The following is a 23,002-nucleotide window of genomic DNA, read 5'->3' as shown; positions in this document are numbered from 1 at the left end:
TATAATTTTCTCTTGCTTGGTGTGGACTGGGTAGGAGAATTTTATTTTTAGACAATTCTCATTTTTGAGAATCTTGAAAACATTCAATATTTACTTCGTGATACTTTTTTCATACTCTTATTCATGATATACTAAGTCAGTATTTTATAAATATGAAGGAGATTTTCATGGCTAAAAAAGGTGCCCTAACAGGTTTACTCCTGTTTGGAATATTTTTTGGTGCGGGGAACTTGATTTTTCCGCCTTCTCTAGGTGCTCTATCTGGAGAACATTTTCTTCCTGCCATCGCAGGTTTTGTCTTTTCAGGTGTCGGTATCGCCGTCTTGACTCTTATTATTGGAACGCTAAATCCTAAAGGATATATCTACGAGATTTCTACAAAGATAGCGCCTTGGTTTGCGACTCTTTACCTCTCAGTTCTTTACTTGTCAATCGGTCCATTCTTTGCCATCCCACGTACTGCTACAACAGCTTACGAAGTAGGAATTAGCCCTCTTTTGTCGGATTCAAATAAAGGTCTTGGCTTGATTGTCTTTACGATTCTGTATTTTGCAGCAGCCTATCTAATTTCGCTTAATCCATCAAAAATCTTAGACCGTATCGGCCGTATTTTAACGCCAGTCTTTGCGATTTTGATTGTTATCTTGGTTGTTCTGGGAGCTTTCAAATACGGTGGAACAAGTCCTCAAGCTGCTTCAGCTGCTTATCAAGCTTCTGCCTTTGGGACAGGATTCCTAGAAGGTTACAATACCTTGGATGCTCTTGCTTCAGTTGCCTTTAGCGTAATCGCAGTTCAAACCTTGAAACAACTTGGCTTCTCAAGTAAGAAAGAATACATTTCGACTATTTGGGTGGTTGGTATCGTTGTAGCCCTTGCCTTCAGTGCCCTTTACATCGGTTTAGGTTTCCTTGGAAATCATTTCCCAGTACCAGCTGAAGCGATGAAGGGTGGAACACCAGGTGTTTACATCTTGTCACAAGCGACTCAAGAAATCTTTGGCTCAACAGCTCAACTCTTCCTTGCAGCTATGGTTACCGTAACCTGCTTCACAACAACAGTTGGTTTGATCGTGTCTACAGCTGAGTTCTTTAATGAGCGTTTCCCGCAAATCAGCTACAAGGTTTATGCGACAGCCTTTACCTTGATTGGATTTGCTATTGCCAATTTAGGTCTTGATGCGATTATCAAGTACTCAATTCCAGTACTGGTTATCTTGTACCCAATCACGATTGCTATCGTTATGATTGTCATTGTCAACAAATTTGTGGCTCTTTCAAAACCAGGTATGCAGTTGACAATTGCTGTTGTTACAGCCATTGCCATTGCAAGCGTACTAGGAAGCTCGTTTAAGGTTGAGTTTCTTGCAAATCTTGTCAACGCTCTTCCTTTTGCCAAGGCATCTCTCCCATGGTTGGTGCCTGCCATCGTTGGAATCTTGCTCTCATTGGTTCTACCAAACAAGCAAGAAAGTGATGTTTTTGAAATGGAATAATCACTAATACTCTTCGAAAATCAAATTCAAACCGCGTCAACGTCGCCTTGTCGTACACAAGTACAGCCTGCGGCTAGTTTCCTAGTTCGCTCTTTGATTTTCATTGAGTATAAAATCACTTTTGTAGCCAAGTCTACAGGAGTGATTTTCTTTTTTTATCCGATGATAAATGTGTTATAATAGGTAGCAAAAGAGGTGAAGAAATGAATCAAACAGTAGAATATATCAAAGAACTGACAGCCATTGCGTCGCCAACGGGTTTCACTCGTGAGATTGCGGACTATTTAGTCAAGACTCTAGAAGGTTTTGGTTATCAGCCAGTTCGCACAGCCAAGGGCGGTGTCAATGTAACTATTAAAGGTCAAAATGACGAGCAACATCGCTATGTGACTGCCCATGTAGATACGCTGGGTGCTATTGTCCGTGCTGTTAAACCAGACGGCCGTCTCAAGTTGGATCGTATCGGTGGTTTTCCTTGGAACATGATTGAAGGAGAAAACTGTACCGTTCATGTGGCTAGTACAGGTCAAAAGCTATCAGGAACCATCCTTATCCACCAAACTTCTTGCCATGTCTATAAGGATGCAGGAACTGCAGAACGCACACAAGACAATATGGAAGTGCGTTTGGACGCAAAGGTAACCAATGAAAAAGAAACTCGTGCCTTGGGGATTGAGGTCGGTGATTTTATCAGCTTTGACCCACGAACTGTTGTAACTGAGACAGGCTTTATCAAGTCTCGTCATTTGGACGATAAGGTCAGCGCAGCGATTTTGCTTAACCTGCTTCGTATCTATAAGGAAGAGAAGATTGAATTGCCAGTTACAACTCATTTTGCTTTTTCAGTCTTTGAAGAAGTGGGACATGGGGCTAATTCTAATATTCCTGCTCAGGTAGTAGAATATCTGGCTGTGGATATGGGAGCTATGGGAGATGACCAGCAGACAGATGAGTACACAGTATCCATCTGTGTCAAGGATGCTTCAGGTCCTTATCACTATGACTTCCGTCAACATTTGGTTGCTTTGGCTAAAGAGCAAGATATTCCTTTTAAGCTGGACATCTATCCATTTTATGGTTCGGACGCTTCAGCAGCCATGTCCGCAGGGGCAGAGGTTAAACACGCCCTTCTCGGTGCTGGTATTGAGTCTAGTCATTCTTATGAGCGTACCCATATTGACTCAGTCGTCGCAACGGAGCGTATGGTTGATGCTTACCTTAAGAGCGTATTGGTAGACTAATATGTGCCTAATTTGCCAGAGAATTGAGCTCATCAAGAAGGGAGAAAATCCCTATTTTGTCAAAGAGTTGGAAACAGGCTATCTTGTGATTGGAGACCACCAGTATTTTGAAGGCTATAGTCTCTTTCTAGCCAAGGAACACGTCACCGAATTGCACCATTTGAAAAAGGAGACAAGACTCCGTTTTCTAGAAGAAATGAGTTTAGTCCAAGAGGCAGTTGCCAAGGCCTTTGCTGCTGAGAAAATGAATATCGAACTGCTAGGAAATGGCGACGCCCATCTCCATTGGCATCTTTTTCCTAGACGAAGAGGTGATATGAATGGTTATGGTCTCAATGGACGTGGTCCAGTCTGGTGGGTTCCCTTTGAAGAAATGACAGCAGAAATCTGCCAATCAAAACCTGATGAGATTAAAAGATTAGTCGAACGTTTATCATCAGAAGTAGATAAACTATTAGAAATAAAGGAGTAGAAATGAAAAAAAGATACCTTATCTTGACAGCTTTACTAGCCTTGAGTCTAGCAGCTTGTTCACAAGAAAAAGCAAAAAATGAAGATGGCGCAGCTAAGACAGAACAAACAGCCAAATCTGATGGAGCAGTCGGCAGTAAATCTCAGGGAGCTGCCCAGAAAAAAGCAGAAGTGGTTAACAAAGGAGACTACTACAGCATCCAAGGGAAATACGATGAAATCATCGTAGTCAACAAACACTATCCATTGTCTAAAGACTATAATCCAGGGGAAAATCCAACAGCCAAGGCAGAGTTGGTCAAACTCATCAAAGCTATGCAAGAGGCAGGTTTCCCCATTAGCGACCATTACAGTGGCTTTAGAAGTTATGAAACTCAGACCAAGCTCTATCAAGATTATGTCAATCAAGATGGGAAAGAAGCTGCCGACCGTTATTCTGCCCGTCCTGGCTATAGCGAGCACCAGACAGGCTTGGCTTTTGATGTGATTGGGACAAATGGTGATTTGGTGACAGAAGAAAAAGCGGCCCAATGGCTCTTGGACCATGCGGCTGATTATGGTTTTGTTGTTCGTTATCTCAAAGGCAAGGAAAAGGAAACAGGCTATATGGCTGAAGAATGGCACCTTCGTTATGTTGGAAAAGAAGCAAAAGAAATAGCTGCAAGTGGTCTCAGTTTGGAAGAGTATTACGGCTTTGAAGGCGGAGATTACGTCGATTAAAAAATAAACTTTTCTCTTGCAATTCTAGATAAATAGTGTATAATAGATGGGTATGTGAAAAGCATACTTGTGGGAGGTAAAAATCTTTAATTACCGCCAAAACCACAAAGGAGGATTTAAAAATGGCTAAAAAAGTCGAAAAACTTGTAAAATTGCAAATCCCTGCTGGTAAAGCTACACCAGCTCCACCGGTTGGACCTGCTCTTGGTCAAGCTGGTATCAACATCATGGGATTCACAAAAGAGTTCAACGCTCGTACAGCTGACCAAGCTGGTATGATCATTCCAGTTGTTATCTCAGTTTACGAAGATAAATCATTTACTTTCATCACTAAAACACCACCAGCTGCTGTTCTTTTGAAAAAAGCTGCAGGTGTTGAAAAAGGATCAGGTACACCTAACAAAACTAAAGTTGCTACAGTTACTCGTGCACAAGTACAAGAAATTGCAGAAACTAAGATGCCAGATTTGAACGCAGCAAACGTAGAGTCTGCAATGCGTATGATCGAAGGTACTGCTCGTTCTATGGGATTCACTGTTGTTGACTAATCAATAACACAGTAGAAAATCTCACAGCAGTCTATTAGTTGCTTTTCATACTAGGCAAGTGACTGATGCTTGTACTTGGGTACAGCAAGGGAACTTAACGACGTAGGAAAAGAAAAATAATAGACTGATAACCCGCAAGACTTCATCATTTCGAGGAGTGACGTGGGAGATGAAAATCGATTGAACCACTTACAAGGAGAATAGAAAATGGCTAAAAAAAGCAAACAACTTCGTGCTGCTCTTGAGAAAATCGACAGCACAAAAGCATACAGCGTAGAAGAAGCTGTAGCACTTGCAAAAGAAACTAACTTTGCAAAATTTGACGCAACTGTAGAAGTTGCTTACAACTTGAACATCGACGTTAAAAAAGCTGACCAACAAATCCGTGGAGCAATGGTATTGCCAAACGGTACTGGTAAAACTTCACGCGTTCTTGTTTTCGCACGTGGTGCAAAAGCTGAAGAAGCAAAAGCTGCTGGTGCAGACTTTGTTGGTGAAGATGACCTTGTTGCTAAAATCAACGACGGTTGGTTGGACTTCGACGTAGTTATCGCTACACCTGACATGATGGCTCTTGTTGGACGTCTTGGACGTGTCCTTGGACCACGTAACTTGATGCCAAACCCTAAAACTGGTACTGTGACAATGGATGTTGCTAAAGCAGTTGAAGAGTCTAAAGGTGGTAAAATCACTTACCGTGCTGACCGTGCAGGTAACGTTCAAGCAATCATCGGTAAAGTATCATTTGAAGCTGAAAAATTGGTTGAAAACTTCAAAGCTTTCAACGAAACAATCCAAAAAGCAAAACCAGCTACAGCTAAAGGAACTTACGTAACAAACTTGACTATCACAACTACTCAAGGTGTTGGTATCAAAGTTGACGTAAACTCACTTTAATCAGTAGTTTATAAAAGAGGACGAGTACGAAAGTGCTCGTTTTTGTATGTAAGTTATAGTCTCTCTAAAATGGTCATCTTATTTGGCTTATAGGGTGAGGGCAAATGAAATACTGTTTTCTCTTCCTTCTTTACTAGAAAATATGGTATAATAGAGAGTAAAAACTTTGAAAGAAAGAAAAAGATGAATTTAAAAGATTACATTGCAACAATTGAAAATTATCCGAAGGAAGGTATTACTTTCCGTGATATCAGTCCTTTGATGGCTGATGGAAATGCTTATAGCTACGCTGTTCGTGAAATCGTTCAGTATGCTACTGACAAGAAAATCGATATGATCGTAGGGCCTGAGGCTCGTGGATTTATCGTGGGTTGTCCAGTTGCCTTTGAGTTGGGAATTGGTTTTGCGCCTGTTCGTAAGCCAGGTAAATTGCCACGCGAAGTCATTTCTGCTGACTATGAAAAAGAGTACGGTGTTGATACCTTGACTATGCATGCGGATGCCATTAAGCCAGGTCAACGTGTTCTTATCGTAGATGACCTCTTGGCAACAGGTGGAACTGTTAAGGCAACTATCGAGATGATTGAAAAACTTGGTGGTGTTGTAGCAGGTTGTGCCTTCCTTGTTGAATTGGATGAATTGAACGGTCGTGAAAAAATCGGTGACTACGATTACAAGGTTCTTATGCATTATTAATGAAAAACAGTCCCTAGGGCTGTTTTCTCTACATTAGGATATAAAAACAGACTATAGTTAGTTAGAGAAAAACTATAATTGAAAACTATATCTTCTTGCAGTATAATAAAAGGACTAAGTGTTTGAGATTTGGCTTCAAACATATGCAATTATTCCTGAAAGAGTACAGTTAGGAGAGGGTTATGCCGATTCGAATTGATAAAAAACTACCAGCTGTTGAGATTTTACGGACAGAGAATATCTTTGTCATGGATGATCAACGTGCGGCCCACCAAGATATCCGTCCTTTGAAGATTTTAATTTTAAATCTCATGCCACAGAAAATGGTCACAGAAACCCAGTTGTTACGCCATTTGGCCAATACACCTCTACAACTGGATATTGATTTCCTCTATATGGAGAGCCATCGTTCCAAGACAACTCGTTCAGAACACATGGAGACCTTCTATAAAACTTTTCCTCAAGTCAAGGACGAGTATTTTGATGGGATGATTATCACGGGTGCTCCAGTTGAGCATTTACCATTTGAGGAAGTGGACTATTGGGAGGAATTTACCCAGGTGCTTGAGTGGTCTAAGACCCATGTCTATTCGACCCTCCATATCTGTTGGGGGGCTCAGGCGGGACTCTATCTGCGTTATGGGGTGGAAAAATACCAGATGGACAGTAAGTTATCAGGTATTTATCCTCAGGATGCTTTAAAAGAAGGGCACCTTCTCTTTAGAGGCTTTGACGATAGCTATGTATCCCCTCATTCACGGCACACGGAGATTTCTAAGGAAGAGATCTTAAACAAAACCAATCTTGAGATTTTATCAGAAGGACCTCAGGTTGGGGTTTCGATTTTGGCCAGTCGTGATTTACGTGAAATTTATAGTTTTGGGCATTTGGAATATGACCGTGATACCTTAGCAAAAGAGTATTTCCGAGATCGTGATGCAGGTTTGGATCCACATATTCCAGAAAATTACTTTAAGGATGATGATGTCAACCAGACACCTTGTCTTTGTTGGTCTTCATCAGCAGCCCTCTTTTTCAGTAACTGGGTGAATTATGCAGTCTATCAGGAGACACCTTTTGACTGGAGAAAGATAGAAGATGATGCATCTGCATATGGGTATTTATAAGAGGAATTATGACATATTTAGACGCTTTTAAATCAGGGAACTTGGTTTTGCCGAGTGCCCTGCTCTTGCATTTTAAGGAACTCTTTCCTTCCAGCGACGATTTTCTGGTCTGGCAATTTTTCTATTTGCAAAATACGACTGGCTTAGAAGAAATGTCTCCAAGCCAGATTGCTGAAAGGATTGGTAAGGAAATTTCGGATGTCAACCAGTCCATTTCCAATCTGACGGAAAGGGGACTGCTCCAGTATCGTACTATCGAACTAAATGGCGAAATTGAATTGCTTTTTGATGCTAGTTTGGCTTTGGAACGTTTGGATGACTTGCTTGGAGCTCCTACTTCGAGTTCAGACCAGTTGACACCTCAAAACCAGCTTAAGGATTTGGTAGAAACCTTCCAGCAGGAATTAGGACGCTTGTTGACCCCTTTTGAGATTGAAGATTTGACTAAGACACTAAAAGAAGATGGGACCAGTGCTGACTTGATTAAGGAAGCTCTTCGTGAAGCTGTTTTGAATGGAAAACCAAACTGGAAGTACATTCAGGCCATTTTGAGAAATTGGCGCCATGAAGGTATCAAGAGTGTGGCTCAAATTGAGGCTAAGCGGGCAGAGAGAGAAGTCAGCAATCCTCAGTTGACACAGGTATCTGCAGATTTCAGAAATGCCATGGATCTCTGGAAGGATTAATCCATGCAAGCAGGCTTGAAATCCGAGTAAGATTTGCAAGCTGTGTCTAATTGTGATAAAATAAATAGAAAATAAATTGAAAAAAGAGGTATGTGAAATGTCACGTAAACCATTTATCGCTGGTAACTGGAAAATGAACAAAAATCCAGAAGAAGCTAAAGCATTTGTTGAAGCAGTTGCATCAAAACTTCCTTCATCAGACCTTGTTGAAGCAGGTATCGCTGCTCCAGCTCTTGATTTGACAGCTGTTCTTGCTGCTGCTAAAGGTTCAAACCTTAAAGTTGCTGCTCAAAACTGCTACTTTGAAAATGCAGGTGCTTTCACTGGTGAAACTAGCCCACAAGTTTTGAAAGAAATTGGAACTGATTACGTTGTTATCGGTCACTCAGAACGCCGTGACTACTTCCATGAAACTGACGAAGATATCAACAAAAAAGCAAAAGCAATCTTTGCAAACGGCATGCTTCCAATCATCTGTTGTGGTGAATCACTTGAAACTTATGAAGCTGGTAAAGCTGCTGAATTCGTAGGTGCTCAAGTATCTGCTGCATTGGCTGGATTGACTGCTGAACAAGTTGCTGCATCAGTTATCGCTTACGAGCCAATCTGGGCTATCGGTACTGGTAAATCAGCTTCACAAGACGATGCACAAAAAATGTGTAAAGTTGTTCGTGACGTTGTAGCTGCTGACTTTGGTCAAGAAGTTGCGGACAAAGTTCGTGTTCAATACGGTGGTTCTGTTAAACCTGAAAACGTTGCTTCATACATGGCTTGCCCAGACGTTGACGGTGCCCTTGTAGGTGGTGCGTCACTTGAAGCAGAAAGCTTCTTGGCTTTGCTTGACTTTGTAAAATAATCAGTAGCAAAAGCTAGGTGGAACAGCATTCAGATGTCTGTTCCATTTTTTATAGGAGAGGAAAGATTGAAAACAAAGATTGGAAAAATTGGATTAGCAAGTATCTGCTTACTAGGATTGGCAACTAGCCATGTCGCTGCCAATGAAACTGAGGTAGCAAAAACTTCGCAGGATGCAACGACAGTTTCAAGTAGTTCAGAGCAAAATCAGTCTTCTAATAAAACTCAAACGAGCGCAGGAGTAAAGACCAATGCTTCTGCCCACTGGGAGGGGGATTATTATGTAAAGGCTGATGGTTCCAAAGCAAAGAGTGAGTGGATTTTTGATAACTACTATAAGGCTTGGTTTTATATTAAGTCAGACGGTCGTTATGCTCAAAATGAGTGGCAGGGCAATTACTACCTAAAATCAGGTGGTTATATGGCTAAGAATGAATGGGTTTATGATAACGCCTATAAGAATTGGTTTTACCTGAAGTCCGATGGTTCTTATGCTAATCAGGAATGGCATTCTGTTGGAGGTAAATGGTACTATTTTAAAAAATGGGGCTATTTAGCTAAAAGCCAATGGCAGGGAAGTTATTTCCTAAATGGTCAAGGTGCCATGATGCAAAATGAATGGCTCTATGATCCAGCCTATTCGTCTTACTTCTATCTCAAGTCCGATGGTTCTTATGCAAATCAAGAGTGGCAAAAGGTAGACGGCAAGTGGTACTATTTCAAGAAGTGGGGTTACATGGCCAAAGATGAGTGGCAGGGTAACTACTATTTGACAGGAAGTGGTGCTATGGCGACTGGTGAATTAGTCATGGATGATGCTCGCTATATTTTTTCTGACTCAGGTGAGTTAAAAGAAAAGAAAGACTTGAATGTTGGCTGGGTTCACCGAAATGGTAGACGTTATTTCTTTAACCATCGTGAAGAACAAGTTGGGACTGATCAAGTTAAAAAGGTCATTGATGTCAGTGAACACAATGGTCGTATCAGTGACTGGAAAAAGGTCATTGATGATAATGGCGTTGATGGAGTCATTGTTCGTTTGGGCTATAGTGGAACTGAGGACAAGGAATTGGCTCATAATATTAAGGAGTTAAACCGTCTTGGAATTCCTTACGGTGTTTACCTTTATACTTATGCTGAAAATGAGACCGATGCTGAGAATGATGCTAATCAAACCATTGAACTCTTGAAAAAATACAAGATGAACTTGTCTTACCCTATCTACTACGATGTCGAGAACTGGGAATATGGCAATAAGACCAAGAGAGCTCCAAGTGATACTGGAACCTGGGTCAAGATTATCAACAAGTATATGGCAACAATGAAACAGGCTGGTTATCAAAATGTGAATGTTTATAGCTACCGTCAACTTTTGCAAACTCGTTTGAATCATCCTGATATTTTACAACATGTTAACTGGGTAGCAGCCTATACGGATGCGCTTGATTGGACAAATCCTCATTATTCAGGTGAAAAAGGATGGCAATATACCTCATCTGAATACTTAAAAGGAATTCGTGGTCGTGTTGACGTCAGTGTTTGGTATTAAGATATAAGTTTGAGAAAGGAGTGTGCAAGAAAATTGCATCCTCTTTTTCTTTATTTTGTCGCAGTTAATAATCTTTGATAATCAAATTCAAACCACGTCAACGTCACCTTGCCGTACTCAAGTACAGCCTGCGGCTAGTTTCCTAGTTTGCTCTTTGATTTTCATTGAGTATAAGAGAGGTGTAAGGGGACTGGGTTTCATTCTAAAAAATTCTTAAATTATCAGTCTATTGCAACTTTTCTCATGTGAGTCATTTGGCTTGCTATTGGTTATTCTTAGTAGTATACTAAGATAGTAATCAGTAAGAAGTGGTTACAAATAATAATGAATGAGGTAAAATAAAATGGTAGAATTGAAAAAAGAAGCAGTAAAAGATGTAACATCATTAACAAAAGCAGCGCCAGTAGCATTGGCAAAAACAAAGGAAGTCTTGAACCAAGCTGTTGCTGATTTGTACGTAGCTCATGTGGCTTTGCACCAAGTACACTGGTATATGCGTGGTCGTGGTTTCCTTGTATGGCATCCAAAAATGGATGAGTACATGGATGCTCTTGACGGTCAATTGGATGAAATCAGCGAACGTTTGATTACACTTGGTGGTAGCCCATTCTCTACTTTGACAGAATTCCTTCAAAACAGTGAAATCGAAGAAGAAGCTGGTGAATACCGTAATGTTGAAGAAAGCTTGGAACGTGTTCTTGCTATCTACCGTTACTTGTCAGAACTTTTCCAAAAAGGTTTGGATGTCACTGATGAAGAAGGTGACGATGTGACAAACGGTATCTTCTCAGACGCTAAAACTGAAACTGATAAAACAATCTGGATGCTTGCCGCAGAGCTTGGACAAGCACCTGGTTTGTAAGAAATAGAATAATCATATAAAAATCTGTAGGATTCCTCTTACGGATTTTTTATATTCTGTAAGCTATTCCAAACCAGTCTTTTTTTGAGTTTTTTGATAAAATAGTACTATCAGTGAAAAGGATGGAAGCATGACTAAGAAAATCGTAGCTATTTGGGCCCAGGATGAAGAGGGTGTGATTGGTAAGAACAATCGTCTGCCTTGGCATTTGCCAGCAGAACTGCAACACTTCAAAGAAACAACTCTAAATCATGCTATCTTGATGGGGCGCGTGACCTTTGATGGAATGGGGCGTCGCTTGCTTCCCAAACGGGAGACCTTGATTTTGACGCGTAATTCTGAAGAAAAGATAGACGGGGTTGCTACTTTTTATGATGTTCAGTCTGTCTTGGACTGGTATCAGGCTCAAGATAAGAATCTTTATATTTTAGGTGGAAAGCAAATTTTTCAAGCTTTTGAACCCTACCTTGACGAAGTGATTGTGACTCACATTCATGCTCGGGTGGAAGGAGATACCTATTTCCCTGAAGAGTTTGACCTGTCTATTTTTGAGACGGTTTCAAGCAAATCCTATACCAAAGATGAGAAAAATCCTTATGATTTTACCATCCAATACCGCAAGAGAAAGGAAGTCTAATGGAACGTAGTATATTTGGTTTTTTCACAGCCATGCTGTGTTTGGTCTGCTTGCTTGCAGGAGCACAGGCTTTTCGTAAAAAGCGTTATGGACTTTCTGTCCTGCTCTGGTTAAATGCCTTTACCAATTTGGTCAATAGTATCCATGCTTTTTACATGACCTTATTTTAGATAGAATGACAGTATAGAATAGAACGGAAGGAAATCATGCCTACAACTAGGAATAATGATATGATGGTTTATTGCTCATTTTGTGGCAAAAGCCAAGAAGAAGTACAAAAAATAATCGCTGGGAACAACGCCTTTATCTGTAATGAATGTGTGGAGTTGGCCCAGGAAATCATTCGGGAGGAGTTGGCTGAGGAAGTCTTGGCAGACTTGTCAGAAGTTCCAAAACCAATCGAACTCCTCCATATCTTGAACCACTATGTAATTGGTCAAGATCGTGCCAAGCGTGCCTTGGCAGTGGCGGTTTACAACCACTACAAACGCATCAATTTCCACGATACGCGTGAAGAGTCAGAAGATGTGGATTTGCAGAAGTCAAACATCTTGATGATTGGCCCAACTGGTTCAGGGAAAACTTTCCTTGCTCAGACCTTGGCTAAGAGCTTAAATGTGCCTTTTGCGATTGCGGATGCGACAGCTCTTACTGAGGCTGGTTATGTGGGTGAGGACGTGGAAAATATCCTTCTCAAACTCCTGCAGGCTGCTGACTTTAACATCGAACGTGCAGAGCGTGGGATTATCTACGTGGATGAAATTGACAAGATTGCCAAGAAGAGTGAGAACGTGTCTATCACACGTGATGTTTCTGGTGAAGGGGTGCAACAAGCCCTTCTCAAGATTATCGAGGGAACCGTTGCTAGCGTACCGCCTCAAGGTGGGCGCAAGCATCCACAACAAGAGATGATTCAAGTGGATACCAAAAATATCCTCTTCATCGTGGGTGGTGCCTTTGATGGTATCGAAGAAATTGTCAAACAACGTCTGGGTGAAAAAGTCATTGGATTTGGTCAAAACAATAAGGCGATTGACGAAAATAGCTCATACATGCAAGAAATCATCGCAGAAGATATTCAAAAATTCGGTATTATCCCTGAGTTGATTGGACGCTTGCCTGTCTTTGCTGCTCTTGAGCAGTTGACAGTAGATGATTTGGTTCGCATTTTGAAAGAGCCAAGAAATGCCTTGGTCAAACAGTACCAAACCCTGCTTTCTTATGATGATGTCGAGTTGGAATTTGACGACGAAGCCCTTCAAGAGATTGCCAATAAGGCCATCGAACGGAAGACTGGGGCGCGTGGTCTTCGCTCCATTATCGAAGAAACCATGTTAGACGTTATGTTTGAAGTACCGAGTCAGGAAAATGTGAAATTGGTCCGTATCACAAAAGAAGCTGTCGATGGAACGGATAAACCAATCCTAGAAACAGCCTAGAGGTGACTATGGAACTTAATACACACAATGCTGAAATCTTGCTCAGTGCGGCTAACAAGTCCCACTATCCGCAGGATGAACTGCCAGAGATCGCTCTTGCAGGGCGTTCAAATGTTGGTAAATCCAGCTTTATCAATACCATGCTGAACCGTAAGAATCTGGCTCGTACGTCAGGAAAACCTGGGAAAACCCAGCTTCTTAACTTCTTTAACATTGACGACAAGATGCGCTTTGTGGATGTGCCTGGTTATGGTTATGCCCGTGTTTCCAAAAAGGAACGTGAAAAGTGGGGGCGCATGATTGAGGAGTATCTGACAACTCGAGAAAATCTCCGTGCGGTAGTCAGTTTAGTTGACCTTCGTCATGACCCGTCAGCAGATGATGTACAGATGTACGAATTTCTCAAATATTATGAGATTCCGGTTATCATCGTTGCGACCAAGGCGGACAAGATTCCTCGTGGTAAATGGAACAAACACGAATCAGCAATCAAAAAGAAATTAAACTTTGACCCAAGTGATGACTTCATCCTCTTTTCATCTGTCAGCAAGGCAGGGATGGATGAGGCTTGGGATGCAATCTTAGAAAAATTGTGAGGAAAAGAAAATGGCAAAAACAATTCATACAGATAAGGCCCCAAAGGCTATCGGACCATATGTTCAAGGAAAAATCGTTGGCAACCTTTTGTTTGCTAGTGGTCAAGTTCCTCTCTCTCCTGAAACTGGGGAAATCGTTGGAGAAACGATCCAAGAACAGACAGAACAAGTTTTGAAAAACATCGGTGCTATTTTGGCAGAAGCAGGAACTGACTTTGACCATGTTGTCAAAACAACTTGTTTCTTGAGCGATATGAACGACTTTGTTCCTTTTAACGAGGTTTACCAAACGGCCTTTAAAGAGGAATTTCCAGCTCGTTCAGCAGTAGAGGTAGCTCGTCTTCCTCGTGATGTAAAAGTCGAAATTGAAGTCATCGCAGAGATTGGATAAGCTAGTTGAAGTTTGGTGTTGCCAAACTTCTTTTGATATAAGGAGAAAAAGATGACAAAGAAACAACTTCACTTGGTGATTGTAACAGGGATGAGTGGCGCAGGGAAAACAGTTGCCATTCAGTCCTTCGAAGATTTGGGTTATTTTACTATTGACAATATGCCGCCAGCTCTCTTGCCTAAGTTTTTGCAGTTGGTAGAAACAAAGGAAGATGACCATAAGTTGGCTTTGGTAGTAGATATGCGTAGCCGTTCTTTCTTTTCAGAGATTCAAGCTGTTTTGGATGAGTTGGAAAACAAGGAAGAACTGGACTTTAAAATTCTCTTTTTGGATGCAGCTGATAAGGAATTGGTCGCGCGTTACAAGGAAACCAGACGGAGTCACCCACTAGCAGCAGATGGACGGATTTTGGATGGAATCAAGCTGGAACGTGAGCTCTTGGCGCCTTTGAAAAATATGAGCCAAAATGTGGTGGATACGACTGAACTCACTCCACGTGAGCTGCGCAAAACACTTGCAGAGCAGTTTTCAGACCAAGAACAAGCCCAGTCTTTCCGTATCGAAGTCATGTCTTTCGGCTTTAAATATGGAATCCCAATTGATGCGGATTTGGTCTTTGATGTCCGTTTCTTGCCAAATCCATACTACCTTCCAGAGTTACGAAATCAAACGGGTGTAGATGAACCAGTGTATCACTATGTCATGAACCACCCTGAGTCCGAAGACTTTTATCAACATTTGTTGGCCTTGATTGAACCGATTTTGCCAAGTTACCAAAAGGAAGGTAAGTCCGTTTTGACCATTGCCATGGGATGTACGGGTGGACAACACCGTAGTGTGGCCTTTGCTAAACGCTTGGCGCAGGACTTATCCAAGAATTGGCCTGTTAATGAAGGGCATCGCGACAAAGACCGAAGAAAGGAAACGGTAAACCGTTCATGAGAAAACCAAAGATAACGGTGATTGGTGGAGGGACTGGGATCCCCGTCATTCTTAAAAGTCTGCGGGAAAAAGATGTGGAAATCGCTGCTATCGTAACGGTGGCGGATGATGGTGGTTCATCAGGTGAACTCCGAAAAAATATGCAGCAATTGACACCGCCAGGTGATCTTCGCAATGTCCTTGTGGCTATGTCGGATATGCCTAAGTTTTATGAGAAAGTCTTTCAGTATCGCTTTTCTGAAGATGCTGGAGCCTTTGCTGGCCATCCATTGGGCAATCTCATTATTGCGGGTCTGTCAGAAATGCAGGGTTCGACCTACAATGCTATGCAGTTGCTGAGTAAATTTTTCCACACAACTGGGAAGATTTATCCTTCCAGTGACCATCCTTTGACCCTGCACGCAGTCTTTCAGGATGGGACAGAGGTGGCTGGAGAGAGCCATATTGCAGACCATCCGGGCATGATTGACCATGTCTATGTGACCAATACCCTCAACGATGATACACCTCTGGCTAGCCGTCGAGTAGTGCAGACCATTCTTGAAAGTGACATGATTGTCCTAGGGCCAGGTTCCCTCTTTACCTCGATTTTGCCCAATATCGTGATTAAAGAAATCGGCCAGGCTCTTTTGGAAACCAAGGCAGAAATCGCTTATGTCTGCAATATTATGACCCAACGTGGGGAGACGGAACATTTTACAGATAGCGACCACGTGGAAGTCTTGCATCGTCACCTTGGCCGACCTTTTATCGATACGGTCTTGGTGAATATCGAAAAAGTTCCTCAGGAATATATGAATTCCAACCGGTTTGATGAATACTTGGTACAGGTGGAGCATGATTTTGCTGGTCTTTGTAAGCGAGTTCCGCGTGTGATTTCATCCAACTTCCTTCGTCTGGAAAATGGGGGTGCCTTCCACGATGGAGATTTGCTCGTGGACGAGTTGATGCGGATTATACAGGTGAGAAAATGAGTTTCACAGTAGCAGTTAAAGAAGAAATCCTAGGTCAGCACCATCTAAGCCGGCATGAATTATCTGCCATTATCAAGATGTCTGGTAGCATCGGTCTCTCGACCTCGGGCTTGACCCTGTCTGTTGTGACAGAAAATGCTAAGCTAGCTCGTCACCTCTATGAGTCTTTTCTCCATTTCTACGAAATCAAATCGGAAATTCGACATCACCAAAGAAGTAATCTTCGTAAGAATCGGGTCTATACCGTTTTTACAGATGAAAAAGTGCAGGACTTGTTGAGTGATTTGCACTTGGCAGACTCCTTCTTTGGTCTGGAAACAGGTATTGACGAGGAGATTTTATCAGACGAGGAAGCAGGTCGTGCCTATCTCTGTGGTGCATTCTTGGCAAATGGAAGCATTCGTGACCCTGAATCAGGTAAGTACCAGTTGGAAATCAGTTCTGTTTATCTGGACCATGCGCAAGGGATTTCCTCGCTTCTCCAGCAATTTTTACTGGATGCCAAGGTGCTTGAGCGCAAGAAGGGGGCTGTGACCTATCTCCAGCGAGCCGAAGATATTATGGATTTCTTGATAGTAATCGGAGCCATGCAGGCGCGTGATGATTTTGAGAGGGTTAAGATTTTGCGAGAAACCCGTAATGACCTCAATCGAGCCAATAATGCCGAGACAGCCAATATCGCTCGGACAGTTTCTGCCAGCATGAAGACTATCAACAATATCAGCAAAATCAAAGATATTATGGGATTAGAAAATCTGCCAGTGGATTTGCAGGAGGTAGCGCAACTGCGGATTCAGCACCCAGACTACTCTATCCAGCAGTTAGCGGATAGCCTCAGCAATCCCCTGACCAAAAGTGGTGTCAACCACAGACTCAGAAAAATCAATAAGATAGCGGATGAGTTATAAAGATATAAAACACCTCTTTCTTGACAATTAAACAGAGCATGTGAGATAATAAAGAGGAATTGAGAAGTTCTAGCATTTCAGTGCTATCAGAAATCCCCTCGGTACTGCAATACCAAGGGGATTTTTTCTGGGTTAGATAGCACTAACCAGGAAGGTTACTTGTCGAAGTGATCGTCTAACCAACGAGTCACTAGCCATGAGGTGATATTCTCGACGACTGCGATAAGTACTATTTTGAGAAGTTCTAGCATCTGTAATACCTCCTTTTCCAAGGCGTATTGTTAGTGCCGTCGTTATTATATCACATGCTTTATCAATTTGATAGGACATTTTTGATTTTTGAAAAAGAAGGGGAAAGGTATGAGCTGATCAGATCGTAGATGAATTTTAAAACCACGAATCCTATGTGGCTCGTGGTTCTTTTTTATAAACTAGTAGAGTGTTTTGGTTGTACTTTTTGCTCTGGGTCAATGTAGTTGATGGCATTGTTGACAGCGGTTGGTGCTTCTCCAAGCCCTGTCGCAATCAGATCAATTTTTCCGCCATAGTAGCAGCAGTCACCGATAGCATAGATACCTGCTTGGCTAGATTCTTGCTTACTGTTGACGATAATCTTGTGACGGTTGAGGTCCAGACCCCAGTTTTTAAGGTTACCGACAGAAGATTTGAAACCATAGTTGACAAAGAGGTGGTCTAGGTCAATAGTTTCTGTTTCATCAGATTTGACTTTTGTGATTTCAAGTTTATCGAGCGTTTTTCCATCTCCAAGGAGTTGGCTAGGGACGAATGGTGTCTTGATGGTCACAGATGATTCCTGTAAGGCTTGAACACTGTGTTCCAAGGCGCGGAAATTATCTCTGCGGTGAACAAGGGTAGTTGGCGCAATTTTTTCAAAAGCCAAAGCCCAGTCCACAGCTGAGTCTCCTCCACCAAGAATCGTCACTTTCTTACCAGCGTATTGCTGGATATTGGAAACGTGGTAGTGGATGTTTTCATAGCCCTCAACGCCTTCTAGTTCCAGCGGACGTGGTTTAAAGGCACCGCCCCCCATAGCGATGATAACAGTTTTAGACAGGTGACTTCCTTTAGAAGTTGTGATGACAAATCCTTCTTCTTGTTTTTCAATCTCAAGAACCGTTTCATTGAGATGAATAGGGGTATCAAAGCCGTTTAACTGTTCAATCAAGCGGTTGGTCAATTCTTCTCCAGTCAGATTTGGGAAACCTGGGACGTCTAGGATTTCCTTTTCAGGATAGAGAATAGCAGGTTGTCCACCTAGTTGGGGAAGGGAGTCGATGATTTGGACCTTGGCTTGGCGTAGGTGGGCATAGAAGGCTGCAAAAAGCCCGACAGGACCACCACCTACAATGGTAATATCATAGAGTTGAGACATGGTTTCTCCTTTGTTTTTTCTAGTCAATTTATTTTATCATATTTTTTCTTTAATTTAAAATGAAGTAGGATAGGGAAAAAAATGCCAGAAAAATGGTATAATAGAGAGGAACGTGTTTGGACAGAGAGGAGACAGCAGATGAACTTTCAACAATTATCCAACCTGCAATATTGGACTAGCTTGTTTTCTAGTCCTTGGAGTATTGCCATCAATCTGTTTGATATTTTGATTGTGACCTATGTTTTGTATCGTTTTACAAAAGCGATAGCTGGCACCAAGATTATGATTTTGGTGCGAGGGGTCTTGATTTTTGTATTAGCCCAGGTCGTGGCCAATATCCTTGGTTTAACAACGATTTCTTGGTTGATTAATCAGATTATCACCTATGGAGTTATTGCTGCGGTTGTTATCTTCTCTCCAGAGATTCGGACTGGTTTGGAACGCTTGGGAAGGGCGACAGATTTCTTTTCTACTACTCAAATTAGTGCAGAAGAGAAAATGATTCGTGCCTTTGTTAAGTCAGTTGAATACATGAGTCCCCGTAAGATCGGTGCTTTGGTTGCCATTCAACGAGTTCGGACCTTGCAAGAATACATTGCGACAGGGATTCCCTTGGATGCCAATATTTCAGCTGAACTCCTCATCAATATTTTTATTCCCAACACTCCTCTACATGATGGTGCTGTGATTATCAGAGAAAATCGAATAGCAGTCACCTCTGCCTATCTGCCCTTGACAGAAAGCACAGGGATTTCCAAGGAATTTGGGACCAGACACCGGGCGGCTATCGGTTTATCAGAAGTATCCGATGCCTTGACCTTCATCGTTTCAGAGGAAACAGGTGGCATTTCTATTACCTATAACGGTGTTTTCAAGCACGACTTGACGATTGAAGAATTTGAAGCAGAACTACGTGCAATTCTTGTGCCAGCTGTTGAGGAAAAAGTCAGTTTCAAGGATCGTTTGCTAGGAGGTTGGAAATATGAGAAAAAATAGTCTATATATCATTTCATCTCTCTTTTTTGCTTGTGTCTTATTCATTTATGCAACGTCGACCAACTTTCAAAATAGCAATACCACAAGGCAGGTCAAATCAGAAACCTACACCAATACGATAACGAACGTTCCTATCGATATTCACTATGATGATGACCAGTATTTCATCAGCGGATTTGCATCAGAAGTTTCAGTTGTGTTGACAGGTGCCAATCGTGTGACCTTGGCCAGTGAAATGCAGGAAAGTACTCGTAAGTTTAAGGTTACAGCGGATTTGACAGATGCTAGTGTTGGAACGATTGAAGTTCCCTTGAACATTGAAAATCTTCCTAGTGGATTGACCGCTGTGGCAACGCCTCAAAAGATCACAGTGAAAGTTGGGAAGAAGGTTAAGCGAGATGGGATGATTGTTGTGCCACAAGTTGACCAAAGCCAGATTGATCCCAAGCTACAACTTGATAGTGTAACCGTGTCAAATGAACGCGTTTCGGTCACGACTGACCAGGAAACATTAGCTAAGATTGACAAAGTTATTGCGCTTTTACCAACCAGCGAACGCATAACAGGTAATTACAGTGGTTCAGTACCTTTGCAGGCAATCGACCGCAATGGGGTTGTCTTACCAGTAGTGATCACTCCGTTTGATACAACAATGAAGGTAACTACAAAACCTGTGACACCAAGTTCAAGCACAAGCAGTTCGTCGGAGACATCTTCGTCAACGAAAGCAACTAGTTCAAAAACGAATTAAAAATAGAAAAAGGATTTTATAAAAATGGGTAAATATTTTGGGACTGATGGAGTCCGTGGAGAAGCTAACGTAGAACTAACGCCAGAATTGGCCTTTAAATTAGGACGTTTTGGAGGTTATGTTCTCAGTCAACATGAAACGGAAGCACCGAAAGTCTTTGTAGGACGTGACACACGTATTTCAGGAGAAATGCTAGAATCAGCCTTGGTGGCAGGTCTACTGTCCGTGGGAATTCACGTTTATAAACTAGGCGTTCTGGCAACACCAGCAGTAGCTTACTTGGTCAAAACTGAAGGAGCAAGTGCAGGTGTCATGATTTCTGCTAGCCATAACCCAGCTCTTGATAATGGGATTAAGTTCTTTGGTGGAGATGGCTTCAAACTAGACGATGAAAAAGAAGCAGAAATTGAAGTCTTGCTAGATGCTGCGGAAGATACTCTTCCTCGTCCAAGCGCAGAAGGCTTGGGAACCTTGGTAGATTATCCAGAAGGCTTGCGTAAGTATGAAAGCTATCTGGTTTCAACTGGAACTCCTCTTTATGGAATGAAGGTTGCCTTGGATACAGCTAATGGTGCAGCGTCTACAAGTGCCCGTCAGATTTTCGCTGATCTTGGTGCTCAATTGACGGTTATCGGGGAGACACCAGATGGGCTTAATATCAATCTTAATGTTGGTTCTACACACCCAGAAGCCCTTCAAGAAGTAGTCAAAGAAAGCGGGTCAGCGATTGGTTTGGCCTTTGATGGAGACAGTGACCGTTTGATTGCTGTCGATGAAAAGGGCGACATCGTCGATGGTGATAAGATTATGTACATCATCGGAAAATACCTTTCTGAAAAAGGACAATTGGCTCAAAATACAATTGTGACAACTGTGATGTCTAATCTTGGTTTCCACAAGGCCTTGGACCGCGAAGGTATTAACAAGGCAGTTACTGCAGTTGGCGACCGCTATGTTGTTGAAGAAATGAGAAAATCAGGCTACAATCTTGGTGGTGAACAGTCTGGTCACGTCATCTTGATGGATTACAATACAACAGGTGATGGTCAATTATCTGCTGTTCAATTGACCAAAATCATGAAGGAAACTGGTAAGAGCTTGTCAGAGTTGGCTGCAGAAGTAACTATCTATCCACAAAAATTAGTCAATATCCGAGTGGAAAATGCCATGAAGGAAAAGGCCATGGAAGTGCCAGCTATCAAGGATATCATCGAGAAAATGGAAGAAGAAATGGCGGGGAACGGACGTATTCTTGTTCGCCCAAGTGGAACAGAGCTCCTTTTGCGTGTTATGGCAGAAGCGCCTACAACAGAAGAAGTGGACTACTATGTTGATACCATCGCAGATGTAGTTCGAGCTGAAATCGGGATTGACTAAATCCTAGAAAACTAGATGAAAATAAAAAATTATGGTACAATAGCTTATAATATTGTAGCCAAGGGAGAAAGACATGAATCTTAAACGTGAACAAGAATTTGTTAGTCAGTATCATTTTGATGCGCGTAATTTTGAATGGGAAAATGAAAATGGAGCTCCTGAAACTAAGGTGGATGTGAACTTCCAATTGCTCCAACATGATCAAGAAAATCAAGTGACTTCCTTGATTGTCATCTTGACCTTTATGATTGTATTTGATAAGTTTGTCATCAGTGGAACCATTTCACAGGTAAACCACATCGATGGCCGTATTGTCAATGAACCAAGTGAATTGAGCCAAGAAGAAGTGGAAACTTTGGCTCGCCCAAGTTTGAACATGCTCAACCGTTTGACTTACGAAGTAACTGAAATTGCATTAGACTTACCAGGAATCAATTTGGAGTTCTAATATGAAACTAGCTGTTATCACAGATTCTTCTGCCTATCTCAGTGCAGAGACCTTGCAAAGAGAAGATTTGTATGTCTTGGATATTCCTGTCAATATTGATGGTGAGGAGTATGTCGAAGGCATCAATCTGACTGCTGAGGAATTTTACCAAAAAATGGCTCAGGCTTCTGAATTGCCTAAGACTAGTCAACCAAGTATTGCCAAGTTAGATGAAATCTTAACTTCGCTCAAAGAACAAGGCTATACTCATGCTTTGGGGCTTTTCCTATCTTCTGGAATTTCAGGTTTTTACCAAAATATCCAGTATATGATAGATGAATATGAGGGCTTAACCATTGCTTTTCCAGACACTTTGATTACAAGTGCTCCTCTGGGTATCATGGTTGAAAGCGTCTTTAATTGGCGTGACCAGGGCGATGATTTTGCCAGCATTCAGGATAAGCTAGCCATTCAAATCAGCCGTACGTCAGCCTTTATCATGGTAGATGATTTGGATCATTTGGTGAAAGGTGGGCGCCTTTCAAATGGGGCTGCCATTTTAGGCAATTTGCTTAGCATTAAGCCAATCCTTTATTTCAACGACCAAGGTGTGATTGAAGTTTACGAAAAAGTTCGTACTGAAAAGAAAGCAACCAAACGCTTAATTGAAATTATCAAGGAAACAACGGCTTCAGGCCAATATCGGGTCATTGTCATTCATGGGAATGCTCCTGAAAAGGCTGAGGAATTGCGTCAGCACTTGCTTGAATCTGGAGTGGGTACGGATATTTCACTAGCTACATTTGGTAGTGTCATTGGGACACACCTAGGATCAGGAAGCATTGCTCTGGGTTATATTCCAGTGATTTAGTTGGCGCTTCTAGACTAGTTAAGATGCCTTGTATCTTAGCAATTGAACACGGACTACCTGCCTCATGAAAAAAGATGCCTGTCTTGCCTTTTGTGGAAAGTCAGCGTCATTCCCTATTTTCTTGTGCAGCTAACGTCCTTTGTATCTTGATAATT

General features: G+C 41.9%; 26 protein-coding genes. 25 read left to right on the top strand and 1 reads right to left on the bottom strand.

All coding sequences use genetic code 11. From position 1 onward, the window contains the following. The first annotated feature begins 167 nt into the window (after positions 1 to 167). The 20 genes from brnQ to whiA all read left to right on the top strand — a co-directional run bounded on the left by brnQ (position 168) and on the right by whiA (position 17,032). Positions 168 to 1,493 carry a branched-chain amino acid transport system II carrier protein gene (gene brnQ, locus ACWPV5_RS06245; RefSeq protein WP_454382885.1) on the top strand — a complete coding sequence of 442 codons (1,326 nt, stop codon included), beginning with the start codon at positions 168 to 170 and terminating at the stop codon, positions 1,491 to 1,493. A gap of 203 nt (positions 1,494 to 1,696) precedes the next feature. Next, entirely contained in the window at positions 1,697 to 2,734 is a 1,038-nt protein-coding gene (locus ACWPV5_RS06240) for a M42 family metallopeptidase (RefSeq protein ID WP_261070667.1), read from the top strand. 1 nt (position 2,735) lies between these two features. Then, positions 2,736 to 3,206: an HIT family protein gene (locus tag ACWPV5_RS06235; protein ID WP_261070666.1), complete on the top strand. Its 471-nt coding sequence runs from the start codon at positions 2,736 to 2,738 to the stop codon at positions 3,204 to 3,206. Between the two features lie 2 nt (positions 3,207 to 3,208). After that, positions 3,209 to 3,925 (top strand): LD-carboxypeptidase LdcB/DacB, encoded by a 717-nt coding sequence (gene ldcB, locus ACWPV5_RS06230; RefSeq protein WP_261070665.1) that lies wholly within the window; start codon positions 3,209 to 3,211, stop codon positions 3,923 to 3,925. Positions 3,926 to 4,047: 122 nt separating this feature from the next. After that, on the top strand, positions 4,048 to 4,473 hold the full coding sequence (rplK, locus tag ACWPV5_RS06225) for a 50S ribosomal protein L11 (RefSeq protein WP_001085807.1): 426 nt from the start codon (positions 4,048 to 4,050) through the stop codon (positions 4,471 to 4,473). A 207-nt stretch (positions 4,474 to 4,680) separates the two neighbouring features. Beyond that, positions 4,681 to 5,370: a 50S ribosomal protein L1 gene (gene rplA, locus ACWPV5_RS06220; protein WP_001085675.1), complete on the top strand. Its 690-nt coding sequence runs from the start codon at positions 4,681 to 4,683 to the stop codon at positions 5,368 to 5,370. A 183-nt stretch (positions 5,371 to 5,553) separates the two neighbouring features. After that, on the top strand, positions 5,554 to 6,066 hold the full coding sequence (locus ACWPV5_RS06215; protein ID WP_001049318.1) for an adenine phosphoribosyltransferase: 513 nt from the start codon (positions 5,554 to 5,556) through the stop codon (positions 6,064 to 6,066). A 182-nt stretch (positions 6,067 to 6,248) separates the two neighbouring features. Continuing rightward, positions 6,249 to 7,193 (top strand): homoserine O-acetyltransferase MetA, encoded by a 945-nt coding sequence (gene metA / locus ACWPV5_RS06210; protein WP_219966885.1) that lies wholly within the window; start codon positions 6,249 to 6,251, stop codon positions 7,191 to 7,193. Between the two features lie 8 nt (positions 7,194 to 7,201). Further along, positions 7,202 to 7,879 carry a DnaD domain protein gene (locus ACWPV5_RS06205; RefSeq protein ID WP_454382871.1) on the top strand — a complete coding sequence of 226 codons (678 nt, stop codon included), beginning with the start codon at positions 7,202 to 7,204 and terminating at the stop codon, positions 7,877 to 7,879. 97 nt (positions 7,880 to 7,976) lie between these two features. Next, the gene (tpiA, locus tag ACWPV5_RS06200) at positions 7,977 to 8,735 is read left to right on the top strand and encodes a triose-phosphate isomerase (RefSeq protein ID WP_000087891.1); all 759 of its coding nucleotides are present in this window, start codon (positions 7,977 to 7,979) and stop codon (positions 8,733 to 8,735) included. Positions 8,736 to 8,768: 33 nt separating this feature from the next. Then, positions 8,769 to 10,283: a choline binding-anchored murein hydrolase LytC gene (gene lytC / locus ACWPV5_RS06195; protein WP_454382869.1), complete on the top strand. Its 1,515-nt coding sequence runs from the start codon at positions 8,769 to 8,771 to the stop codon at positions 10,281 to 10,283. A 343-nt stretch (positions 10,284 to 10,626) separates the two neighbouring features. Beyond that, complete coding sequence (locus ACWPV5_RS06190; protein WP_042750433.1) at positions 10,627 to 11,145, top strand: Dps family protein; 519 nt, start codon at positions 10,627 to 10,629, stop codon at positions 11,143 to 11,145. Positions 11,146 to 11,275: 130 nt separating this feature from the next. Then, positions 11,276 to 11,782 (top strand): dihydrofolate reductase, encoded by a 507-nt coding sequence (locus ACWPV5_RS06185; RefSeq protein ID WP_454382866.1) that lies wholly within the window; start codon positions 11,276 to 11,278, stop codon positions 11,780 to 11,782. Next, positions 11,782 to 11,952, top strand: a complete 171-nt coding sequence (locus tag ACWPV5_RS06180; protein WP_000442260.1) for a hypothetical protein — start codon at positions 11,782 to 11,784, stop codon at positions 11,950 to 11,952. The genes ACWPV5_RS06185 and ACWPV5_RS06180 overlap by 1 nt, the downstream gene beginning before the upstream one ends. A 36-nt stretch (positions 11,953 to 11,988) precedes the next feature. Further along, on the top strand, positions 11,989 to 13,221 hold the full coding sequence (clpX, locus tag ACWPV5_RS06175; RefSeq protein WP_025169664.1) for an ATP-dependent Clp protease ATP-binding subunit ClpX: 1,233 nt from the start codon (positions 11,989 to 11,991) through the stop codon (positions 13,219 to 13,221). Positions 13,222 to 13,229: 8 nt separating this feature from the next. Continuing rightward, positions 13,230 to 13,817, top strand: coding sequence for a ribosome biogenesis GTP-binding protein YihA/YsxC (yihA, locus tag ACWPV5_RS06170; protein ID WP_000422605.1), 588 nt, complete (start codon positions 13,230 to 13,232; stop codon positions 13,815 to 13,817). 10 nt (positions 13,818 to 13,827) lie between these two features. Beyond that, positions 13,828 to 14,208, top strand: a complete 381-nt coding sequence (locus ACWPV5_RS06165) for a RidA family protein (RefSeq protein WP_001140420.1) — start codon at positions 13,828 to 13,830, stop codon at positions 14,206 to 14,208. Positions 14,209 to 14,259: 51 nt separating this feature from the next. Next, the gene (gene rapZ, locus ACWPV5_RS06160; protein ID WP_050389336.1) at positions 14,260 to 15,150 is read left to right on the top strand and encodes an RNase adapter RapZ; all 891 of its coding nucleotides are present in this window, start codon (positions 14,260 to 14,262) and stop codon (positions 15,148 to 15,150) included. Continuing rightward, complete coding sequence (locus tag ACWPV5_RS06155) at positions 15,147 to 16,124, top strand: YvcK family protein (RefSeq protein ID WP_219966881.1); 978 nt, start codon at positions 15,147 to 15,149, stop codon at positions 16,122 to 16,124. The genes rapZ and ACWPV5_RS06155 overlap by 4 nt, the downstream gene beginning before the upstream one ends. After that, positions 16,121 to 17,032, top strand: a complete 912-nt coding sequence (whiA, locus tag ACWPV5_RS06150) for a DNA-binding protein WhiA (RefSeq protein WP_219966880.1) — start codon at positions 16,121 to 16,123, stop codon at positions 17,030 to 17,032. Before ACWPV5_RS06155 ends, whiA begins: the two co-directional genes overlap by 4 nt. A gap of 424 nt (positions 17,033 to 17,456) precedes the next feature. On the opposite strand, the gene ACWPV5_RS06145 is transcribed toward whiA, so the two are convergent. Next, positions 17,457 to 18,425 (bottom strand): NAD(P)/FAD-dependent oxidoreductase, encoded by a 969-nt coding sequence (locus tag ACWPV5_RS06145; RefSeq protein WP_454382860.1) that lies wholly within the window; start codon positions 18,423 to 18,425, stop codon positions 17,457 to 17,459. A 138-nt stretch (positions 18,426 to 18,563) separates the two neighbouring features. Between ACWPV5_RS06145 and cdaA the strand changes: the two genes are divergently transcribed. The 5 genes from cdaA to ACWPV5_RS06120 all read left to right on the top strand — a co-directional run bounded on the left by cdaA (position 18,564) and on the right by ACWPV5_RS06120 (position 22,847). Next, positions 18,564 to 19,421 (top strand): diadenylate cyclase CdaA, encoded by an 858-nt coding sequence (cdaA, locus tag ACWPV5_RS06140; RefSeq protein WP_261046749.1) that lies wholly within the window; start codon positions 18,564 to 18,566, stop codon positions 19,419 to 19,421. Next, positions 19,408 to 20,172 (top strand): CdaR family protein, encoded by a 765-nt coding sequence (locus tag ACWPV5_RS06135; RefSeq protein ID WP_261075252.1) that lies wholly within the window; start codon positions 19,408 to 19,410, stop codon positions 20,170 to 20,172. Before cdaA ends, ACWPV5_RS06135 begins: the two co-directional genes overlap by 14 nt. Positions 20,173 to 20,196: 24 nt before the next feature. Further along, the gene (gene glmM / locus ACWPV5_RS06130) at positions 20,197 to 21,549 is read left to right on the top strand and encodes a phosphoglucosamine mutase (protein ID WP_454382857.1); all 1,353 of its coding nucleotides are present in this window, start codon (positions 20,197 to 20,199) and stop codon (positions 21,547 to 21,549) included. 73 nt (positions 21,550 to 21,622) lie between these two features. After that, entirely contained in the window at positions 21,623 to 21,997 is a 375-nt protein-coding gene (locus ACWPV5_RS06125) for a DUF1149 family protein (RefSeq protein ID WP_001050088.1), read from the top strand. A gap of 1 nt (position 21,998) precedes the next feature. Then, entirely contained in the window at positions 21,999 to 22,847 is an 849-nt protein-coding gene (locus ACWPV5_RS06120) for a DegV family protein (RefSeq protein WP_077805411.1), read from the top strand. Positions 22,848 to 23,002 lie beyond the last annotated feature (155 nt).

This window comes from Streptococcus sp. Marseille-Q7156 (assembly GCF_965119495.1).
Note: the sequence above shows the minus strand (reverse complement) of the source record. Positions and strands in the feature narration are given on the sequence as shown.